This window comes from Nitrospira marina (assembly GCF_059568365.1).
Map to the genome: position 1 here is coordinate 800,181 of NZ_JCANTH010000001.1, position 20,126 is coordinate 820,306.

Genomic DNA, 20,126 nt, shown 5'->3' on the forward strand with positions numbered 1-20,126 from the left:
GTCTCAACTTGACCCAAATTACGATTTTGTGTATTGATACACTTGAACAGGCTTAGACGCTCTTCCATGGAAAAAGGCCTTTTCCCAAAAAGGGGCAAGAGTTCCTCCTATCACCGATTCCATTCCTTTCTATTGTGCGTTAATAGGAAAACTCTTTGTTGGGGTTCTCCAGTATAGCGAAGGTGCTCCTCGGTTGCGGGACGAAGCCCGCGCCTTTTCTAGGATAGAGTCAATGTCAGCTGTTTATCTAATGATAGTTTCACCTTGAAACGTTTTTTTCGAAATAGCCGATTTTACTAGAGATCAACAGATCAGATTCTTATGGATATTCTTCAGGAACTTCGTCGGGTGATCAGACTGGAAGGTCAAGCCATTGCGCACCTTGAGGAGAGCATCGGTCTTCCTTTCGAGGAGGCAGTCAAGATGTTGCAAGCCTGTCAGGGAAAAGTGATTCTCACAGGGGTGGGGAAATCCGGCCTGATAGCGAATAAAATTTCGGCTACGATGGTGTCCACCGGCACACCTGCGGTGTATTTACATGGCTCCGAGGGGCTGCATGGGGATATTGGGATTGTGGCGAAAGAAGATATAGTGATTGCGGTAGGAAAATCAGGCGAAAGCGAAGAATTGCTGGTACTGCTTCCAATTATTCGAAAAATTGGTGCACGAATGATTGCCATTACGGCGCAGGCAAACTCCACTTTGGCACGAGGGAGCGATCTTGTTCTTGTGACGCCCATACAAGAAGAAGCTTGTCCGCTCAATCTGGCACCAACATGCAGCACCACTGCAGCCTTGGTCTTAGGAGATGCGTTGGCCATGGCTTTGATGAAATTGCGAAACTTTCAACCAACCGACTATGCCATGTTTCACCCTGGTGGGCAGTTAGGAAAGCGACTGCTTTTGAACGTTGGGGATCTGATGCGAACCGGGGAAGCCAATGCGGTTATTCGCCTTTCTCACACGATTCAATTCATGTTGTGTGAAATGACGAGTAAACGTGCTGGCGCCGTGTCCGTCCTTGATGAGGAAGATCGTTTATTGGGATTGATCACTGACTTTGATATTCGCCGGGTGTTGGAGGGGGGACAGAACCTTTTCGCTCTCACAATTGGAGCGGTCATGAATCCAAAGCCCAGTTGGGTATATCAAGATGAAAAAGCCGTCAAAGTTCTTCAATTTATGGAGAAACGGGAAAAGCCCATTTCCGTGCTGCCCGTCCTTGATCGACAGGAAAAAGTCGTCGGCATGATACATATTCATGATCTGATTTCCCGTGGCCTTTAACAAAGACTCGTAATAGATGAGAAGAGTCTTGAATCTGATTCGAGGGGGGAAGGTCGTTTCAGATGGGTAGGGTACGGCGTGATAGTAAGCATTCCTGTAAGTTCCGATTTCATGATGCTCTGCGTGTAGGGGAAGAGAGTGTCAAGCATTTTTGCCCACACATGGACGGCTAATGATAATTAGTTTGAAAACATTTCTAGGGCGAGATCTACCTTGTCTCAAATGATCTGATCCAATGAGTACCGACTTGGACGTGGGACAGGTTGGCAGCACCTCCTCTTCGAGGACTTTCTCCCGTTCTGATCTGTGGCCTGCCCTTGGGTGGGGGCTATGTATAGTTATTCTTTTGGGGTTTTCTCCCCGACTGTTCCATATTCAAGAATATTTCTTTTTCCCTCTTCTGGGTATGGCAATGCTCCTTTGTGTATTGGAGCGAAAGCCCCTCTGGATTCATACCCCGCTCCTTGTCCCGTTTATCTGTTTTGTGGGATGGGTGGCCTTTACGATTCCTTTTTCAATTGATCCTTGGGTCAGTCTGAAGGAATGGCAAAAAATTGTAGCACAGTTGGCGGTGTTCTATGGCACCTGTGTGATTGTGCAGGAACAACGAAATGAATATTTTCTAAGAAAGGCTCTCCCCGTCTTACTGGTGGGGGCGATTGCCTGTTACTCCTATTCCCTTCTTGATTTTTGGGACCGGGGAGGGAATCTTTTGGATCGCACGATTCGTGCGGGTTTTCCAAAAGCAGGCGGCGCAGATTTTACCTGGCTGAGTACCAATGTGTTGATGGTTTTCCCTCTGTTCATCACGGGATTCTTGGCAGTGACCAGTTCCTGGAAACGGGTGCTGTTAGGTTGTGGCATGTTTCTCTCTTTCTTGGCCCTAGTGCTTTCCTATAGTCGTGGTGTCTGGTTAGCCTGTCTGACGCAATTAATTGTTGGAGGATTTCTTGTCCATAAACGGCACACTTTTCGCTTGCTGATGATAGGAATGGTCTTATTCCTTTTGGTTGGAGTGGTCCTTGGTCAATTGGGATTACATCGAGAAACCTTTAATCCCTGGACTATTAAGGCTCGGTTAGCAGTATGGAATCTTAGTGCTGCAGATATTCTGGACCATCCAATCGTAGGTGTGGGTTATGGCGTGCCTATTTTAGAAAAGCGCCATGGGCAAAATATCGTCGAGTTGGAAGCTGTGAATCTCGGAATTCCCGATATTCCCGAAAAACCGCATAACTGGTATCTCATGGTGGTGACAGGGGCTGGGTTACCAGGATTGGTCTTGTTTCTTTGGTTGCTCGCCAAAGTGGGAGTTACCATCTATGAGGACTGGACAAAAGCTATGAATTCCTCACATCGGTGGTTACAGATGGGAGTATTTCTTATGGTTCTTGGATTTTCGATCCGTATTTTTTTCGAGGACAGCTTCGGCGGAAGCCATTCCTATCTGTTTTGGATACTTGTCGGGACGAGTGTAGTTCTTTCGAACTCACAAGTGGGGGGAAAATGCAACCAGTCAGGGCATAGAAGTGGCTAGCCAAGGTTTTAAGATAAGTTGGCGAATGTCAGGTGCTCTAAACCATGCAATTGTTTTACGTAATCAACAATCGGCTAAAGTTCTTCTTCCCCTGAGGCGCTTCCGGATTTTCATGGACGGTTTCAAAAAAAGGGATCTACCCTGGTTTAGAATATTCCGATGGAGAAATGCCATGCCTAAATAGTTGGTTGGATCTGGTGATATAGTCTTTCAATAAAGAGTATATCAAAATTTTTGATATAGTGTTCTTTGTCTGCAACCAAGCCGCCACCCACTGATGGAATTCCGGAAATTTCATCAAAAAATACCGCATGAGACGGATGTGGTTTTTGCCATTCTCTCGCTCAAGGTTCTCAATCCACGCCTAACTTTTTTCTTATCCATGAGTTAACTAAACAAATAAGAATAGCCTTTCGTTCGGGGAACCACCGCATTAGGGGTCACATGACAATAGATCGTTTCCACAGAAACGGACAAGACATCGTTGACAGTTGGGAAGACAAAGATTTTCGATATACAGTCTGCTTCCTTTCATGAAGGAGAGAGGAAGCATAGAAGTCAAAAAAGTCTTTGGGCTGATCCAGGAACGGCAACACTGCGTCGAGTTGTGGTTGCAGGAACAGTCTGTCAGATGGATTGCCCGCCAGCTGCCACGGAGTCGCCAATGGGTGCACAAATGGATGGGTTGCAATCCGAGAGGGGGGAAGACCTGGTTTTTGGAGCAAAGGAAACGTTCCCACCAACTTCCTCGACGCGGGAGGCCGACCTTCGAGCGGTTGGTGCTTCGTGGCCATACCAGGCTCAGAAGTCGGAGGAATCCGCTGGACTTCAATGGGGCCGAAGTTATTGCCAACGGGTTGCTCTCCTTGGACATCCGCTCCCTGCCTTCGATTCGCACGATTCATCGGATTCTGGTTCGACACCACCGCGTGATCCGCAAACGGCGGGACCGATCTTACAAGGGCCCGCCGTTGCCGTGTCCCTTGGCGCACCGACAGAACGACGTCCATCAGATCGACTTTAATGTTGGCCATTACCTGTCCTCCCAGCGTCCGGTGGTCATTCTGAACCGGAAGGATGTGGCCACAGGCCTGGTCGATGGTACGGTGGAGCCCGACCGTCGGGTGCAGCGGGTCCTGGCTTTTCTGGTCAGAGATTGGGAGCACCATGGAGCGCCTCGATTTTTGCAATGGATAACGATATGAGCCTGACGGGCGATCACATGCATCCTCGCAGCTTAGGTCAGGTGATTCGGTTGTGCATTGCCTGTGGAGTGGTTCCCGTCTTTACCTTCGAGCGACGCCCGGCCACCAACGCTCTCGTCGAGCGCTCCAACGGCCTGGGAAGGAAGAGTCTGGAAGCATCGGTTTCCGGGACGCTGAGGCAACTGCAAAGGCGTTCCCTGACTTTCCAGGACGCCTACAACACCCAACTCAAGCAACGCCTGAACCGTCAGGGATCTCCGGCTATTGTCAACGCCGATTTGCGATTTCTGTCACTAGATCTTCGGTTGGGGCATCCTCTGCCCCTTTATCGATGGCAGATCTGGTTTATCCGGAGAGTAAATGAACAGGGCCATATCCAGATCCTTAATGACCCGATACGCCCCCCCTGCGGTACGCCCGGGAATTTGTTCGAATGGCTATTCGAACGGGGCTCCTGACGCTCTCCGTATAGTGGAGACCGTCGGAGAGTCAGAGATTCACACGGATCAATCATCGATCTTCCCAACTCCGTGAAAACGCCAGAACGCCTCAGCTGTAAACTGGTGCGACCAATGTCTGTCAACGATGTCTTGTCATGTGGTGCAAGAAATTTATATGTCAACGAGGTGTTGTCGCTTGTCGATTAGGAAATTAGGGAATGAATAAGAGAATAAGGAATAAAAATTGGAGTTATCCGAAAGTATTTAAGGAGAAAATTCGGAAAGGATTTGAAATTCCCCAAATAGTTGAATAAACAACAATTCGAATCGAAGCACTGGGTATTGAAAATTTTCGTGTTGTCGAAAAACTTATCTATGTTAGGAACCTATTACATCCCTTGCTGGAAGATGTTTTACCTTTCTTTAGGCCTAAAACCACCGGGCACCCAATTCTGTCGTAGTCGTTTACTATTTTCAAAAACAGCTAGTTTTCTAACTTCGCCATCGTTTCATTGAGCTCACGGAACGCACTGAGAAAAAAAGGAATGTACAGAGAAAATCGTGGTACCCAGAAATGTGGCAGTTGTTTTGCTGTACTAAGCCGGAAGAATGATACTCATCGTTTTTCAAGCAGGTAACCAGGATTGACCATCCAGGAAAATCGACTAAATTTCTATAGAGAGACAAAGGAGGTGGTGACAAGAAAAACAAGTGGAGCGTTTTATGAAATCGGATATTTGAGATCTTACTCCCCCAACATTTCTATAAGATCGAGAGGGAAAATGTGCTATAGCATGAGGTCATTTGTATATTCTTTAGGTGTGTTCTAACAATTGTCCGGGAATGATCTTTTGTGAAAATATGTCGAAATGAACAGATTCAATTTAGAATCTGGTCTAATTCCTGGAGAGAAAAGAAAGGCGGATTTATGAAAAGGAATACGTGTCGAAAATCATGGTGGGTAGCAGGGTCACTAGCGACTGCTGTGTTGGCTATGGGAACGGGGTCTATTGCCGCTGCGGCAGGTTTTACGGCCTACAATGACCTTGCCTGGGGCACTGGACAGCTCGAAACGAATATCACAAAGATCACCTCCCCCAACGGAGGCTCAGGCTTACCCAGCACTGGTCTACTGAAGGATTTCACCACGGGCCTCGATACCGGTGTGACCCTGACTGTGACGGGGGGACAATTTCTCGGTGCTGCCCAGGCCACTCAAGGGGCAAACCCGACTACTGGAGATGCCTTCTCGATCTTTGATGGCAAGATCAGCGGGCAGGGTGTACTTTCCTACAATGATCCTGGTGTGAACGATCCGCTCGTATTGACCTTTAGCGGGCTTAATCCGAATAGGACGTATGATCTGGCCTTTTTTGCTCATCGAAATGCGAACGGTTGGGATCGGGCCTCCCTCGTAACAATTTCCGGAACAGCTGCGCGAATGAATACGAGTTCTGTCGCCTCCGACAATCCCAGTGAGGTTGGTGGTGTGATTTATTCAGGGTCGGGAGATAACTCAACTCGGCTACCGGCGGACAACGATAATGGCTATGTAGCGCGGTGGAGCGAGGTGAATTCCGGCGGCGATGGTATTGTGGTGCTGACCATCAGTTGGGACGGAACCGCTGGCAATGAATTCCTCGGTAAATATGGCAGCGCGGTCCGGCTGATTGAATCTTCATCTAGTTCTGTGCGGCATGATTTAGATGGGGATGGCAAAGCCGACCTTGTCTGGCGGCATACGAATGGCAGTGCCGCGGTATGGTTGCTAAATGGAAAGGAAGTGCCTTTCTCCCTGGATTCACTGGGCGGTGTGGCCTCAGCGTGGCAGGTTGCGGGGGTGGGTGATACCGATGCGGATGGCAAGGCGGATATCATCTGGCGCAACACCACGAGTGGCGCAGTGGCTGTGTGGCTGATGAACGGGTCGACCAGAATGGACGTTGGCTTTCCCGGCACTGCCTCGACAGCTTGGACAATCGAGGGAGTCGGGGACTTGAATGGTGACAACAAGGTTGACCTTGTCTGGCGGCATACGAATGGTAGTGCTGCGGTGTGGTTGCTGAATGGAAAAGAAGTGCCCTTCTCCCTGGATTCATTGGGGGGTGTGGCCTCAGCATGGCAGGTTGCGGGGGTGGGCGATACCGATGCGGATGGCAAGGCGGATATCATCTGGCGCAACACCACCAGTGGCGCAGTGGCTCTGTGGCTGATGAACGGGTCGACCAGGACGGACGTTGGCTTTCCCGGCACTGCTTCGACAGCTTGGACAATCAAGGGAGTCGGGGATTTGAATGGTGATAACAAGGCCGACCTTGTCTGGCGGCATACGAATGGCAGTGCTGCGGTGTGGTTGCTGAATGGAAAAGAAGTGCCCTTCTCCCTGGATTCATTGGGCGGTGTGGCCTCAGCATGGCAAATCAGGCAAGTCGACGATACGGATGGGGATGGCAAGGCGGATATTATCTGGCGCAATACCTCGAGCGGCGCAGTGGCCGTGTGGCTGATGAACGGGGCGACCAGGACGGACGTTGGCTTTATCGGCAGCGCGTCGACGGCTTGGGAAATTCAAGATTAGCTTGAATCCCCTTATTAAAGAGAAAGCTGCTTTATGTGACCCCCGTTTCTGGTAGGAAACGGGGGTCACGTCAAACTGGGGTACCAAGCTTTATTAAACTCTTCCGTAGGTCCATGAAGTTGAGAATCGCATATGAGACTTGGGGGTAATGAGGTGGAATTGATACCTCTCCCGGCATTGCACCCACTTGCTTGTTGCCAATTAATGGAGAAAGCACTAAAAGCCTTCACGTTTGGTAGGAAAAGGGGAGGAAGGGCTTTTAATTTTACATACATTATCATGGAGGCCTCTTCAAGATGGTCCTCTTAAATTTAGGGCCTTTTTCCCATTGGACAGGACTGTCCTACCTTGCAGATGTGTTACGTGGGTAAGGATTTTGGTGTCTAAAAAAGTTTTATGAGTTTTCGATACCAGCATAGCCCAAGAAACATCAACGAATTAGAGTATAAGAACTGAAACTCACAAGAAATCTTCTTTCCATTTCTTTGAAGGTGTTGTTTTCAGGATGCCAGAAAGCTCTACTTTCGCCTGTCCAGATTTTTGGGAGGCTTACAGCACCAGACTTTGTTTTGAGAATGTTCATATATGGCTCAAACCCCAACTTTTGTTCGTAAAAGCTTAAGTGAAATAGAAGGTTGAAAGATTCGGAAAGGCCCGTGTAAGTCAAAATTGACTGCGGTCTTTCTTGAAGCAACGGATGGACTGGTTGGATGTGTGGGATAATTACCATATGGTCTATTGACCGATCCCCGAATCTTGAGAAGTGTCAGGGACCAGAATTAAAGTTTAAAGGCTCTATAGCTATTATAAAGTTCCAAGAAAAATTGTTTTGTCTAAAATGTCTGTCGGTTCTAAAGAATCTATGAATTTTAAATATAAATATAAGATTCAAACTATATTGATCATTTTTCTCCCAACCTAATTACCTATCGGATATTCGCCTGGCACGGGATATGCTTGGTTAATTTTGATAGTCTTAATGCGTTATTTTTATACTAATAATTAATTGTGTATACGCATAGCTAGATTATGAACAAAGTTTTGAAAATCTGCCTTTATTTGGATTCACTCAGTCGTTCTCTTTCACGCCTTGATGCAAATGCATATTCCCGTACCTCTAATTAATGAAAAAAGCCCAATTCTGTGGGTTGGGAAAATCAGATGCCCAATAATGGCATGGGTGTCTTGGATTCGCTATTTGAATGAAACTCCAGTTCTGTTGCCAGGAGAGTTTCTCGACTCACGAGGAGCCTCAATAATTAGAAAGGTTTCCTTTTCACTTTTTTCTAGTTGATCAGGAGGGTGGTCTATTTCCCCACCTTCATTCGGGATTATAAATACATGAAGAAAATTGGTGTCGTGAGCCTGGCCTGTCTGCTATTCCTGCTGGTGGCCTCTGTGGTGCCAGCCGTCGCCGCTGTTGTGCGGCAACCTTACCTGCAACTTGTCACCCCCACCTCCATCACGATTGTCTGGCGGACCGATCTGAATTCAGCGGACAATAGCCAGGTAAAATACGGCACGGTGTCTGGCTCCCTGACCCAAACGGCCACCGGCACGGCGGTCACCCGGTCAGGGCTCAATGTCAAGGATCACATTGTTACCATTACGGGCCTGACGGGTGCCACAAAATATTTCTATAACGTCGGCACCGCGCCAAATGTCGTACAGGCGGGTGGCACGACCAATCACTTTTTTGTCACGGCACCCCCCGTCGGGTCGGCTACGCCTATTCGAGCATGGGTGCTGGGCGACTCAGGCGATGCCGGGGTCAATCAACGGAATGTGCGGGATGCGATGTTGATCGAGACTACGACAAATCCCCCCGATATTATTCTGCACATGGGAGACATCGCGTATGAAAACGGCACCGACGCGGAATTCACCACCAAGCATTTTGCGGTCTATCAAGATATTCTCCGCCAAACGCCCCTCTGGCCCACTCTTGGCAATCACGAATCGCCATCGGTCAATACTTCGCTCGGCATTGGCCCCTACTACGAAGCCCATGTCCTGCCGAGCAGCGGCCAAGCGGGGGGGGTGGCCTCTGGCACCGAGGCCTACTATGCCTTTGATTACGCCAATGTGCATTTTATTGTCCTGGATTCGATGGACAGTAGTCGGGCCCCGGGGTCGCCGATGGTGACCTGGTTACAAAACGATCTGGCTTCGACGGGGCAGGAGTGGGTAATCGCCTTCTGGCATCATCCGCCTTATTCAAAAGGCCACGACTCGGATAATGCCAATGACTCTGGAGGGCGCCTGGTCGACATGCGGGAGACGATTCTCCCCATTCTGGAGGCTGGCGGAGTCGATTTGGTCCTTGCGGGACATTCGCATGCTTATGAACGATCCTATTTGATTGACGGCGCCTATGGCTATGGTACGGCACCCAACTTCGCCACACCATCATTCAGTACGCTTCAAGCTGATGGCCATATTCTAGATGCGGGAAATGGGAATCCTTCTGGGACGGGAGCGTATCAAAAAAGTGCCGGGGGTGTTTCGCACGAGGGAACGGTGTATGTGGTCGCAGGTCATGGGGGTAAAAGCATTGAAGCCACTGGATCCCATCCGGTCATGACAGTAGTTGACCTGGCCTATGGGTCGGTACTTTTGGACATTGCGGGTAGCAGCCTCACGTTTCGGAATTTGCGGGCAGGGGGCGGGATCACCGACACTGTGGGCATCGTCAAAAATTCCAGTGGTACCATTGCCGCACAGGATTTTAATATCGACGGCAAATCGGATCTTGTTTGGCGGAATACCAGTACGGGTGCCTCGGCAGTGTGGCTTATGAACGGTGTTAATATTGCCTCTACCGGGTTTCCAGGCGGGGCGTCTTTATCCTGGCAAATCGCCGGAGGGGGCGATCTTAATGGCGATGGGAAGTCCGACCTGGTCTGGAGAAATACGAGCAGTGGTGCAGTATCAGTGTGGTTCATGAACGGGGCAACCATCACGTCGACGGGGTTCCCATCTGGGGCGCCTTTAGCATGGCAGATCGTGGGCGTAGGGGATCTCAATGGCGATGGGAAGGCCGATCTTGTCTGGAGAAATACGAGCAGTGGTGCAGTGGCAGTGTGGATCATGAATGGGACGACCATCACCTCGAGCGGTTTTCCAGGGAGTGTACCGTTGGATTGGGTAATTAAGCAGGTAGGCGATCTCAATGGCGATGGGAAGGCCGACCTCGTTTGGCGTAAAAACAGCACAGGGGCCGTGGCAGTGTGGCTGATGAATGGGGCGACTATTTCGTCAACGGGTTTCCCATCAGGCGGATCCTTAGCCTGGCAGATTGCGGGCGTGGGAGATATGAATGGGAATGGCACGGATGACATTGTTTGGCGGCATGCGAGCTCAGGCGCGGTGGCAGTGTGGTTCATGAACGGTGCGACAATCACCTCGAGCGGCTTTCCAGGTAGTGTCTCGTTAAATTGGGTTATTCGACAGATAGGCGATCTCAATGGGGATGGGAAGGCCGACCTCGTCTGGCATAATACGGGTAGTGGCACAGTAGCGGTATGGTTAATGAATGGGGCGACCATAACATCAACGGGCTATCCCGCTACTACGTCTCTGGATTGGCAAATTCAATAAGCAGAGGTAAATAGGGAGAATTCTCTCCAGCGGCTCCCATTAGAAGCATGAGTGGAATTCCCTCCATGTCTTAAAAATATTCAAGTTGTCTGAACAACAATCGTTGTTTTCATAAAGAATCCTCTTAAATTCTCATGGTTTGCTCTAATCAATTAATGGTTGATGGCTATACCTGAGTTGTTCCCCGCTGCAGAACAATAGACTATTAGAAAAAATAACCCCCCCCCAAAAACTCCTCTTTTAATAAATGGTGACCACCTTGGTTACCCATATAGACGGAGTGTCTGTCGTCCACGAGATGGGCATATGCTGTTGTAAGCTTCCCCGTCAAGCGGACAGTTCATAAGTAGAGTTTTCGGGCGTTAATTTCTGATAATGATACGGGGCAGCTCCCTGTAAAGCCTTGTGGGGCCGGTGTTCATTGTAGATGGTCCGCCAACCGGCTGTGATCTCCCGCACTTCTTCCAAACTCCGAAACAGATAGAGATTGAGCACCTCATTCCGATAGGTACGATTAAATCGCTCGATAAATGCATTCTGCGTCGGGCAACCTGGTTGAATGTGATCGATCAACACCCGATTCGCCTTTCCCCATTCCTGGAGTGGCTGAGCGATGAATTCTGGGCCGTTATCCACGCGAATCATGTGGGGCAACTCGCGTTCTGCCTTTAAGCGGTCAAGGACCCGAGTGACTCGCTCAGCCCGTAGCGAGGTATCAATCTCAATGGCTAACGCTTCCCGATTGAAGTCATCAATGAGGTTCAAGGTGCGAAATCGGGCACCATGGTATAACGCATCATTCATAAATTCGGAGGACCACACTTCGTTTGCACCCTCGGGTACAAAGACTGGCAGGGAGGGCCGTGTCGGGAGGCGGCGTTTGGTGCGCCGAGGGTGGTTCAGCCCTAACTGGCGATAAACTCGGTAAATCCGTTTATGGTTCCAACGCTGGCCCAACATTCGTAACCAAGTAATGTATTTCCAGGCACCCCATCGCGGATGGGCTTCAACCAATTCATTGAGCGCCTCAATCACCTCGGCATCACGCACCTGCCAATCAACTGGATATTGGTAGTAGGCTGACCGGGCGAACCCGACAGCGGCACAACTCCGACTTCACCGAGACCCCGTGGGTGTCATGCATCATCTTAATCGCCGCCCGTTTGCCGGACGGCGTTAAAGCTTTTTTTTCGATCAAATCCTTCAGCGCCCGATTCTCTAAGGCGAGATCCGCATACATCCGCTTGAGTTTCCCCAGTTCGCCTTCGACTTCCTTGAGTCGCTTGAGATCCGACGCCTCCAGCCCGCCGTACTTCGCCTTCCAGTTATCATAGGTCGCGTCGCAGATCCCGTGTTCCCGACACAGATCTTTGACTTTGATGCCGCCGTCGCCTTGTTTCAAAATCGCGATAATTTGGGTTTCGCTGAATCGAGACGTTTTCATGAGAACCTCCTGGTAAATGATGCCAGAAAGCTCTACTTTTGGTCTGTCCTCGATATGGAGAAGCTTACACTGTCACATTAATGGTTGCAGGAGTTGGGTCAGGCTGCCCCAAGGCAAGGGGTAATGATCCCATTCCTTGGTATTGTTGTGGGGCTTGGAAACGATCTGTTTACGGAGATGTGTTCTGGGATTGGACGATGACGGAATACATACTCAAATTATTTCCGACATTGCCACCGCTGACATTACCCCCGAGGGTAATGGTCCCTGCGGGAAAGGTTCGCACAAACAGGCTGAGAGTCGTATCCGAAGTCACGAGATTTGCGCCGGTGTCGGTAAAGGTGTTCAACCACGAAGGTTTTTGGATAATACGATCCCCATGGGCGACAAAAACGGATACGGGTTGATTGACCGTAAAGTTGAGGAAAGTCGGAGTGGTCGCCGCTTTATCATTGTTGGCAGTTCGGATGTACGTGGCACCCTGTACGCTGGCAGGAACCGTGGTAAACGTATAGGCGCGGTCAATATAGACCGTGCCCCCGGCTTGGAGGCCGGAAGCGGGCACAACATACGCTTGCCCGCTGGCCACGGTTAGGTTTGAAATGGTTAAAGAGGAGGGGGGTGGTGTGCCAGACACTGTCACTTGAACGGTTGCGGGGGTGGGGTCGGTCAATCCCAGGGCATCCGTCACCGTATAGGTCACCGTAAACACTCCGGCGGTTGTAAAGGTTATGGCGCCGGGGTCTTCTACCGTGCGATCAGCAATCCCGGAGCCAGTTCCAAAGGTCCACCGATGGGTAAGGGGTAGGTTCGATTCAGGATCAGTGCCCGTTCCAGTAAAAGTGACGGTCTGGCCCACCTGAATGGTCTGCCCCCCACTGGGGGTATTGATGACCCCATTCGGGGCTTGGTTAACCGGTCCTCCTCCGCCCTGGGGTTGGACAATGACCGAATACATGCTGCCTCCGCCACCGGCATTGCCCCCGAGGGTTATAGTCCCGGCCGGAAATGACCGCGCAAACAGGCGGAGGGTTGTATCCGAGGTCACCAGATTCGTGCCGGTATCCGTAAAGGTGCTCAACCACGACGGCTTAGGGGTGAGACGTACGTCATGGGCAACCGACACGGAGACGGGTTGATTAACCGTAAAGCTGAGGAAAGTAGCAGTGGTCGCCGCTTTATCATTGTTGGCGGTTCGGATATACGTGGCACCCTGTACGCTGGCAGGAACCGTGGTAAACGTATAGGCGCGGTCAATATAGACCGTGCCCCCGGATTGGAGGCCGGAAGCGGGCACAACATACGCTTGCCCGCTGGCCACGGTCAGGTTCGAAATGGTTAAGGCGGAGGGGGGCGGTGTGCCAGATACCGTCACTTGAACCGTCGCGGGGGTGGGGTCGGTCAATCCCAGGGCATCCGTCACCGTATAGGTCACCGTAAACACCCCGGCGGTTGTAAAGGTTATGGCGCCGGGGTCTTCTACCGTGCGATCAGCAATTCCAGAGCCAGCTCCAAAGGTCCACCGATGAGTAAGGGGTAAGTTCGGTTCAGGATCAGTGCCCGTTCCAGTAAAGGTGACCGTCTGGCCCACCTGGATGGTCTGCGCCCCACCAGGGGTGTTGATGACCCCATTCGGGGCTTGGTTAACCGGTCCTCCTCCGTCGCTGGACTCCATCAGCCGGATTGCACTGCCATACTTCCCCGTGTATTGGCTGGCGCTGATTCCATCAAAGCTAATGGTAAGCACGACCTCTCCATCGCTGCCTGGCTCAATATTGCTAAATCGCGCCACGTATCCCTTGTCATTGTCCGCCGGTAGACGAGTGGAAGTATCTGACGGCCCGGAGAAGATCACCCCGCCGACCTCACTGGGATTATCGCTTGCGACCGAACTTGTGTTGGTAAACGCGTCCTGCCCGGAAAGAGTTACGAGAGAGGCCCGATCCCAACCGTAAAAATCTCGATGAGCAAGGAAGGACAACTCGTAGGTCTTACTAGGATTGAGCCCACTAAAGGTCAACTGGAGCGAGTTGGTGATTTGATTGACGTAGGAGATAACGCCAAGAGTACTGACTTTTCCATTAAAGATGGTGAAAGCGTCTCCCATGGTAGGGTTTGCACCCAGAGTGGCTTGACCACTACCTATAAATTCGCCGCCCGTCACGGTTAGGGTCACACCGGTATTGAGGCCGGTGGTGAAATCTTTAAGTATGCCGCTGCTGGGTAAGCCTGAATTCCCGACGGGAGAGGTGATTTTTGTGATATTCTCTTCGAGCTGGCCGGTGCCCCAGGCGAGGTCATTGTAGGCGGTAAAGCCTGTTCCTTGTGTCTGGACCGTCACTTGAACGGTTGCGGGGGTGGGGTCGGTCAATCCCAGGGCATCCGTCACCGTATAGGTCACCGTAAACACTCCGGCGGTTGTAAAGGTTATGGCGCCGGGGTCTTCTACCGTGCGATCAGCAATCCCGGAGCCAGTTCCAAAGGTCCACCGATGGGTAAGGGGTAGGTTCGATTCAGGATCAGTGCCCGTTCCAGTAAAAGTGACGGTCTGGCCCACCTGAATGGTCTGCCCCCCACTGGGGGTATTGATGACCCCATTCGGGGCTTGGTTAACCGGTCCTCCTCCGCCCTGGGGTTGGACAATGACCGAATACATGCTGCCTCCGCCACCGGCATTGCCCCCGAGGGTTATAGTCCCGGCCGGAAATGACCGCGCAAACAGGCGGAGGGTTGTATCCGAGGTCACCAGATTCGTGCCGGTATCCGTAAAGGTGCTCAACCACGACGGCTTAGGGGTGAGACGTACGTCATGGGCAACCGACACGGAGACGGGTTGATTAACCGTAAAGCTGAGGAAAGTAGCAGTGGTCGCCGCTTTATCATTGTTGGCGGTTCGGATATACGTGGCACCCTGTACGCTGGCAGGAACCGTGGTAAACGTATAGGCGCGGTCAATATAGACCGTGCCCCCGGATTGGAGGCCGGAAGCGGGCACAACATACGCTTGCCCGCTGGCCACGGTCAGGTTCGAAATGGTTAAGGCGGAGGGGGGCGGCAGACTTTTCTGAATTGCTACGGTGTCGGAGATGGCGCCTCCTGCCCGCAAATTCCGAAACGTGAGGCTGCTGCCCGTAATGTCCAAAAGTACCGACCCATAGGCCAGGTCAAGCACCGCCATAACGGGATGCACTGGATGGTTGGAATCAAGACCATGGCCGCCGTGGCCGGCGACGACATACACCGTCCCGTCGTGCGAAACACCCCCGGCACTTTTTTGATACGCCCCCGTGCCAAAGGGCTGGCCATTTCCGGCATCTAGAATATGGCCATCAGCTTGAAGCGTACTGAATGATGGTGTGGCGAAGTTGGGCGCTGTGCCGTAGCCATAGGCGCCGTCAATCAAATAAGATCGTTCATAAGCATGCGAATGTCCCGCAAGGACTAAATCGACTCCTCCAGCCTCCAGAATGGGGAGAATCGTCTCCCGCATGTCGATCAGACGTCCCCCGGAGTCATTGGCATTGTCCGAGTCGTGGCCTTTTGAATAAGGCGGATGATGCCAGAAGGCGATCACCCACTCTTGCCCCGTCGAAGCCAGATCGTTTTGTAACCAGGTCACCATCGGCGAGCCTGGGGCCCGGCTACTGTCCATGGAATCCAGCACAATAAAATGCACATTGGCGTAATCAAAGGCATAGTAGGCCTCGGTGCCAGAGGCCACCCCCCCCGCTTGACCGCTGCTCGGCAGGACATGGGCTTCGTAGTAGGGCCCAATGCCCAATGAGGTCGTGACCGACAGGGCCTCATGATTACCTAACGTCGGCCAAAGGGGCGTCTGGCGGAGAATATCTTGATAAACCGCAAAATGCTTGGTGGTAAATTCGGCGTCGGTACCGCTTTCATACGCGATGTCTCCCATGTGCAGGATTAGATTAGGAGCAGGAGGATTCAGTGCGGTTTCGGTCAGCATCGCATCCCGTACATTCCGTTGATTGACCCCGCCGTCGCCGCCGTCGCCCAGCACCCATGCTCGAATAGGCGTAGTGGACCCAACGTGGGGTGCCGTGACAAAAAAGTGATTGGTCGTGCCACCCCCTTGTATCCCGTCATTCGCAGTGCCGATGTTATAGAAATATTTTGTGGCAGCCGTCAGGCCCGTAATGGTAACAATGTGATCTTTGACATTGAGCCCGGACCGGGTAACCGCCGTGCCGGTGGCCGTTTGGGTCAGGGAGCCAGACACCGTGCCGTATTTTACCTGGCTATTGTCCGCTGAACTCAGGTCGGTCCGCCAGACAATCGTGATGGAGGTGGGGGTGACAAGTTGCAGGTAAGGTTGCCGCACAATAGCGGCGGCGGCTGGCACCACAGAGGCCGCCAGCAGAAGTAGAGCACAGCCAAGTGCCACTCTAAACCACTCTGATTTTTTTTTATATTCCAAGTGTTAAATTTTGGGTGTGGGAGTTGTTGTCGAGAGACTATCGGCTCTCTAATGTTTTTAAAAGGTCATCGGCCTCGGCAAAATGCGGAGTCTTTTGAATAGCCACACGGAGGTCATTTTTGGCATCTTCAATTCGACCCATAGCTTGATAAACTTGAGCGCGGGCAAGTAATTGCATGGCTGTCTGGCGTTTTCCCAGTACCCGATTGGCTTCAGCTAATGCCTGTTCATTGGCGAGTTTGGCCTCGTCTGGGCGACCCATATGATCTAGGATTTCTGCCCGTTTGAGGTGCCAGGATGTTTTTACTGAGGAGCGACCTATTTCTTCGTCTACCAAGGCGAGCGCTTCACTGTATTGTTTTTGAACCATTCGTACACGAATGAGGCCTTTTTTTAGTAAGATGGCATCTCCCAGCTTGGCAAGACCATCCTGATAGCCTGCCGCTGCGTCCTCAAGCTTTCCCAGGGATTCCTGGAGTTTCCCCCGAACAAGGTATAGCTCAATTGTAGGTTGCATCTGAATGGCTGAGGTAAAGTCGGTAATCGCCAGTTCAGTTTGACCATTTCGTGCATGAATGCTCGCGCGTTCGGCCAAGGCAAAGACTCGTTTCGGGTCCGACTCTTCCTGAAGAAAATAATCTAAGGCGCTTTCGGCTTCCTTGTCACGGCCCAAGGCAGAGAGAGTCAGTGCGCGTTGTAAGACAACAGTACGGTTCTCGCGGTTCAGCAGCCAGGCCCGTTCTAAATCAAGCAAGGATTCGACGTATTTCCCATTGGACCGATAGACTTGTCCACGACGAACCAGCAGATCTAAATTATCTGGATCCTTGACCAATTTCTCGGTGATTTCTTGAATTTCCGAATCAAGCCCGCCATGTGAAGTGGCCAACTGGACAAAACCAAAGCATACAATTGCCAGTGCCAAACAGACCATTGCCCCGACGCAAGATCTCTGTGGAGGCCTAAGTGTCTGACCTATTTTTTCCGCACCAGAATTAATTCTTTCCTGTTTTTTATTGGTAACTGGGCTCATCTTGTTCATCTGTGGACCTCCTACTAAGTGGATCGCTCCATCTTGTGCTTCTTCAGAGTTGGAACCGTTTGGTAATTCGGTAGGGTCGGGGATTAACTTTTCATGGATTTGACGAGTCTCTCTCCAAGAATGATAACCTCTTGGACTAAGGCAATCATCTTGTTGTGAATAGCTTATTATAAATTGTAAAGGAATCCAAGCTTAGGAAGTAATACTTTTCTGAAATAAGTAATTCATGCGCAATGCCTCTTTTGCCCTATTAGGTCAGCTTCTGTTTGGAAGGAGGGGTGGGTTAACCGTCGCACTTGACCCAGTAGTTAGGCCATTAGCCAAAGCAGTTGTTCGTATCCGGAGGAGAAGGCCTGACTTAATCGGCACTGTATATCTACTTGTAGGGCAATTGGTATGGGTTAAAACCTATAAATCATCTCAGTTCCATTGAGGTCGTGACCCAGGGATAGGCCATCTTTGTATCGAGCTCGTCAGTGAAGGGTTTCTGCCTCCGGTTTGAAATTTGACGCTGAAGGCCCCTTTCTTGGTTTGTCGATTCCCACAACAGTACCAGGTGCATCAGCAATCGAGTCGTGGAACTGAAAACCTACGAATTGTGATCACAAAATCACGGCCCTGACAAACCAATAACAACTATGCTTGTGTTGCTCGAAGGATCCTGGGTTACTTTTGGATCCCGTTGCGCTACACCTCGATAGTCAATGCCGGCAGAGAGGCCTCTCTGATTTCTTAACACAAAAACAACCTCCACCGACCATGTTCCCTCTTTATTTTTTATTATGCCAAGAGCAGAAATGTAAAGCGTTATCCTGCAGGGCGAGCCAGCCACCGGACACTGCTCAAATTCCAGGTAGAGGGGGTAGCCGGCGGCATCCATATTCCCCTAGACATAACGTGTTGTGATAGAAGATTTAGTGCCACGTTCAAAAGCAAGAACACATAGTACATTTTTTGTCTCCTCTAAACCATTATTAGTCTGACGTGGGAAAGGCTGAGAGCAGCTGGTAGCCGAATGATTGCCGGAAAATCCTGAAAGGAAACCCACAAGGAGAGCGCACATGTTTTATTCATCGTTTCTTCTGAACAAATACCGGTATGATTTTGCCACAGGTCAAAATCCGCAGTCTGTGTCGCTCGAGGACATATACCGACGGGGTGCAGAAATTGGAGGTCTCACGTTCTCCGAATTTGTCCGCCTCAACCAGCGAAAGCCGAAACAATTCAGATGTCTGGGCGATTGTAGTTGGAGAAAAATACTGCCAATGAAGTCCAAGGACTAATGGGGGATGACAAATACATTCCGTGTTGTTTCTTTGTATGTCAAAGAAAAAAGGTTTGGAGTAAGACGTTGAGTTAGTTGAATTTTCTGATATGATCTGATGGAAGGAACAAAAGATAAAATGTCTGACTCGCAGTGGTATCTCATTCATAGTAAAGTCCGTCAGGAAGACGTGGCGGAGTTGAATCTACGATTGCTGGGTGTTGAAACCTTCTGCCCACGTTTACGGCAATCGAAATCGACTCGAAGTAAAGCTAAATGTGAAGGAGAGGTATTATTCCCAGGGTATTTCTTTATAAGAGTTAACATGAAGACCGGATATCGGAAAGTGACTTATGCTCATGGGGTCCTGAGGGTGGTCAAGTTTGGCGCGGAACCAGCAGTAGTCGAAGATGAAATCATTGACTCAATTAGGGAGAGAGTTCACAATGGATCTTTTCTTCCATCCTCTTCAGCTTTCCTGGAACCTGGGCAGATTGTCCATATTCATGAAGAGCCTTTTCATGGCTTTGAGGCAATTTTTGATCAGGAACTTAATGGGACGCAACGAGTCGCACTTCTTATGAAAACCGTGGCATTCCAAGTTCGTATGGTCCTAAATCGCAATTGTATAGCGTTGTAGTGAGAATTGCATTGGCCAGGTGGTCGTTACGGGGATAAAGGCGTCGAAAAAGGACTAATAAGCACATTTACCCAACCGTTTCCAAGGCTACGTAAATTTTTCTTTATTTTTCTTTTTCACTTCATGCTTGAAGAATTACGCAAGTATAATAGCCTAAGTTGTCTTGAATCTATTTAAAAACTCTTATGGAACAATCAGCCATGTCAGAGCATGATTCATTGGGAAGTTTGCTTAGATTAGATTTACCTGGGTCATGTTTTTTTATTGAACTATCATTTGTTTATCTCTTTGCGGGCTAAGTCATTTCGGTATTTGTTGGAGCGGGAAAATTTGAACCCAAAATGATTAACTCAGTTAGCTGGGCATGGCGGCAGCCTGTCTAAATTGGTATAGGAATTGGATTGCCATACCTCAAGGCAAACTGTAATGTCGTTGTTTACTTTGGATAAATTTGATCAAAACTGACATGATTTTAGAATTGTATTCCGAGGTCCGGTCTTTCTTTAAGAAAACTGAAAAATCCCCGGAATTTAGAAAAACTGAAAGAGAGAGATTGCCGAAAATCCCACTGACTTTTTCCTGTTTTCCCCCTGCCTAACATTAAGATGACCCATTATATAATTCATTCTTTTATATTGGCCCCGGCTC

Annotated in this window: 10 protein-coding genes; 7 read left to right on the top strand and 3 right to left on the bottom strand. The window is 50.1% G+C overall.

Annotation, left to right across the window (positions count from 1 at the left end; all coding sequences use genetic code 11):
- The first annotated feature begins 423 nt into the window (after positions 1 to 423).
- The 6 genes from LX98_RS03430 (at position 424) to LX98_RS03455 (ending at position 10,647) form a co-directional block, all read left to right on the top strand.
- Positions 424 to 1,287, top strand: a complete 864-nt coding sequence (locus LX98_RS03430; RefSeq protein WP_496430558.1) for a KpsF/GutQ family sugar-phosphate isomerase — start codon at positions 424 to 426, stop codon at positions 1,285 to 1,287.
- A gap of 235 nt (positions 1,288 to 1,522) precedes the next feature.
- Positions 1,523 to 2,824, top strand: coding sequence for an O-antigen ligase family protein (locus tag LX98_RS03435; protein ID WP_496427558.1), 1,302 nt, complete (start codon positions 1,523 to 1,525; stop codon positions 2,822 to 2,824).
- A gap of 533 nt (positions 2,825 to 3,357) precedes the next feature.
- Positions 3,358 to 4,029, top strand: a complete 672-nt coding sequence (locus LX98_RS03440; protein ID WP_496427559.1) for a transposase family protein — start codon at positions 3,358 to 3,360, stop codon at positions 4,027 to 4,029.
- Positions 4,026 to 4,487 carry a hypothetical protein gene (locus LX98_RS03445; protein WP_496427560.1) on the top strand — a complete coding sequence of 154 codons (462 nt, stop codon included), beginning with the start codon at positions 4,026 to 4,028 and terminating at the stop codon, positions 4,485 to 4,487. The genes LX98_RS03440 and LX98_RS03445 overlap by 4 nt, the downstream gene beginning before the upstream one ends.
- 910 nt (positions 4,488 to 5,397) lie before the next feature.
- Positions 5,398 to 7,047, top strand: coding sequence for an FG-GAP-like repeat-containing protein (locus tag LX98_RS03450; RefSeq protein ID WP_496427561.1), 1,650 nt, complete (start codon positions 5,398 to 5,400; stop codon positions 7,045 to 7,047).
- Positions 7,048 to 8,388: 1,341 nt separating this feature from the next.
- Positions 8,389 to 10,647: an FG-GAP-like repeat-containing protein gene (locus LX98_RS03455; RefSeq protein WP_496427562.1), complete on the top strand. Its 2,259-nt coding sequence runs from the start codon at positions 8,389 to 8,391 to the stop codon at positions 10,645 to 10,647.
- Between the two features lie 327 nt (positions 10,648 to 10,974).
- Here the strand turns inward: LX98_RS03455 and LX98_RS03460 are convergent.
- The 3 genes from LX98_RS03460 to LX98_RS03470 form a co-directional block, all read right to left on the bottom strand.
- Positions 10,975 to 12,091, bottom strand: a protein-coding gene (locus tag LX98_RS03460; protein WP_496427563.1) for an IS3 family transposase whose coding sequence is annotated in 2 segments (ribosomal slippage) — positions 10,975 to 11,763 and positions 11,765 to 12,091 — 1,116 coding nt in all. Because the reading frame shifts where the segments join, the coding sequence is not laid out codon by codon here.
- Between the two features lie 169 nt (positions 12,092 to 12,260).
- Positions 12,261 to 16,499 (bottom strand): PKD domain-containing protein, encoded by a 4,239-nt coding sequence (locus tag LX98_RS03465; RefSeq protein ID WP_496427564.1) that lies wholly within the window; start codon positions 16,497 to 16,499, stop codon positions 12,261 to 12,263.
- 70 nt (positions 16,500 to 16,569) lie between these two features.
- A complete protein-coding gene (locus LX98_RS03470; RefSeq protein WP_496427565.1) occupies positions 16,570 to 17,574 on the bottom strand; it encodes a tetratricopeptide repeat protein in 1,005 nt (334 codons plus the stop codon).
- A 1,403-nt stretch (positions 17,575 to 18,977) separates the two neighbouring features.
- On the opposite strand from LX98_RS03470, the gene LX98_RS03475 reads away from it, so the two are divergent.
- Entirely contained in the window at positions 18,978 to 19,478 is a 501-nt protein-coding gene (locus LX98_RS03475) for a transcription termination/antitermination NusG family protein (RefSeq protein ID WP_496427566.1), read from the top strand.
- The last annotated feature ends 648 nt before the right edge of the window (positions 19,479 to 20,126 follow it).

Bases quoted from the DNA above. Each gene is read 5' to 3' on its own strand.
- LX98_RS03450 (WP_496427561.1), top strand. From the start codon at position 5,398: ATGAAAAGGAATACGTGTCGAAAATCATGGTGGGTAGCAGGGTCACTA.
- LX98_RS03470 (WP_496427565.1), bottom strand. From the start codon at position 17,574: ATGAACAAGATGAGCCCAGTTACCAATAAAAAACAGGAAAGAATTAAT.
- LX98_RS03455 (WP_496427562.1), top strand. From the start codon at position 8,389: ATGAAGAAAATTGGTGTCGTGAGCCTGGCCTGTCTGCTATTCCTGCTG.
- LX98_RS03475 (WP_496427566.1), top strand. From the start codon at position 18,978: ATGTCTGACTCGCAGTGGTATCTCATTCATAGTAAAGTCCGTCAGGAA.
- LX98_RS03435 (WP_496427558.1), top strand. From the start codon at position 1,523: ATGAGTACCGACTTGGACGTGGGACAGGTTGGCAGCACCTCCTCTTCG.
- LX98_RS03445 (WP_496427560.1), top strand. From the start codon at position 4,026: ATGAGCCTGACGGGCGATCACATGCATCCTCGCAGCTTAGGTCAGGTG.
- LX98_RS03440 (WP_496427559.1), top strand. From the start codon at position 3,358: ATGAAGGAGAGAGGAAGCATAGAAGTCAAAAAAGTCTTTGGGCTGATC.
- LX98_RS03430 (WP_496430558.1), top strand. From the start codon at position 424: ATGTTGCAAGCCTGTCAGGGAAAAGTGATTCTCACAGGGGTGGGGAAA.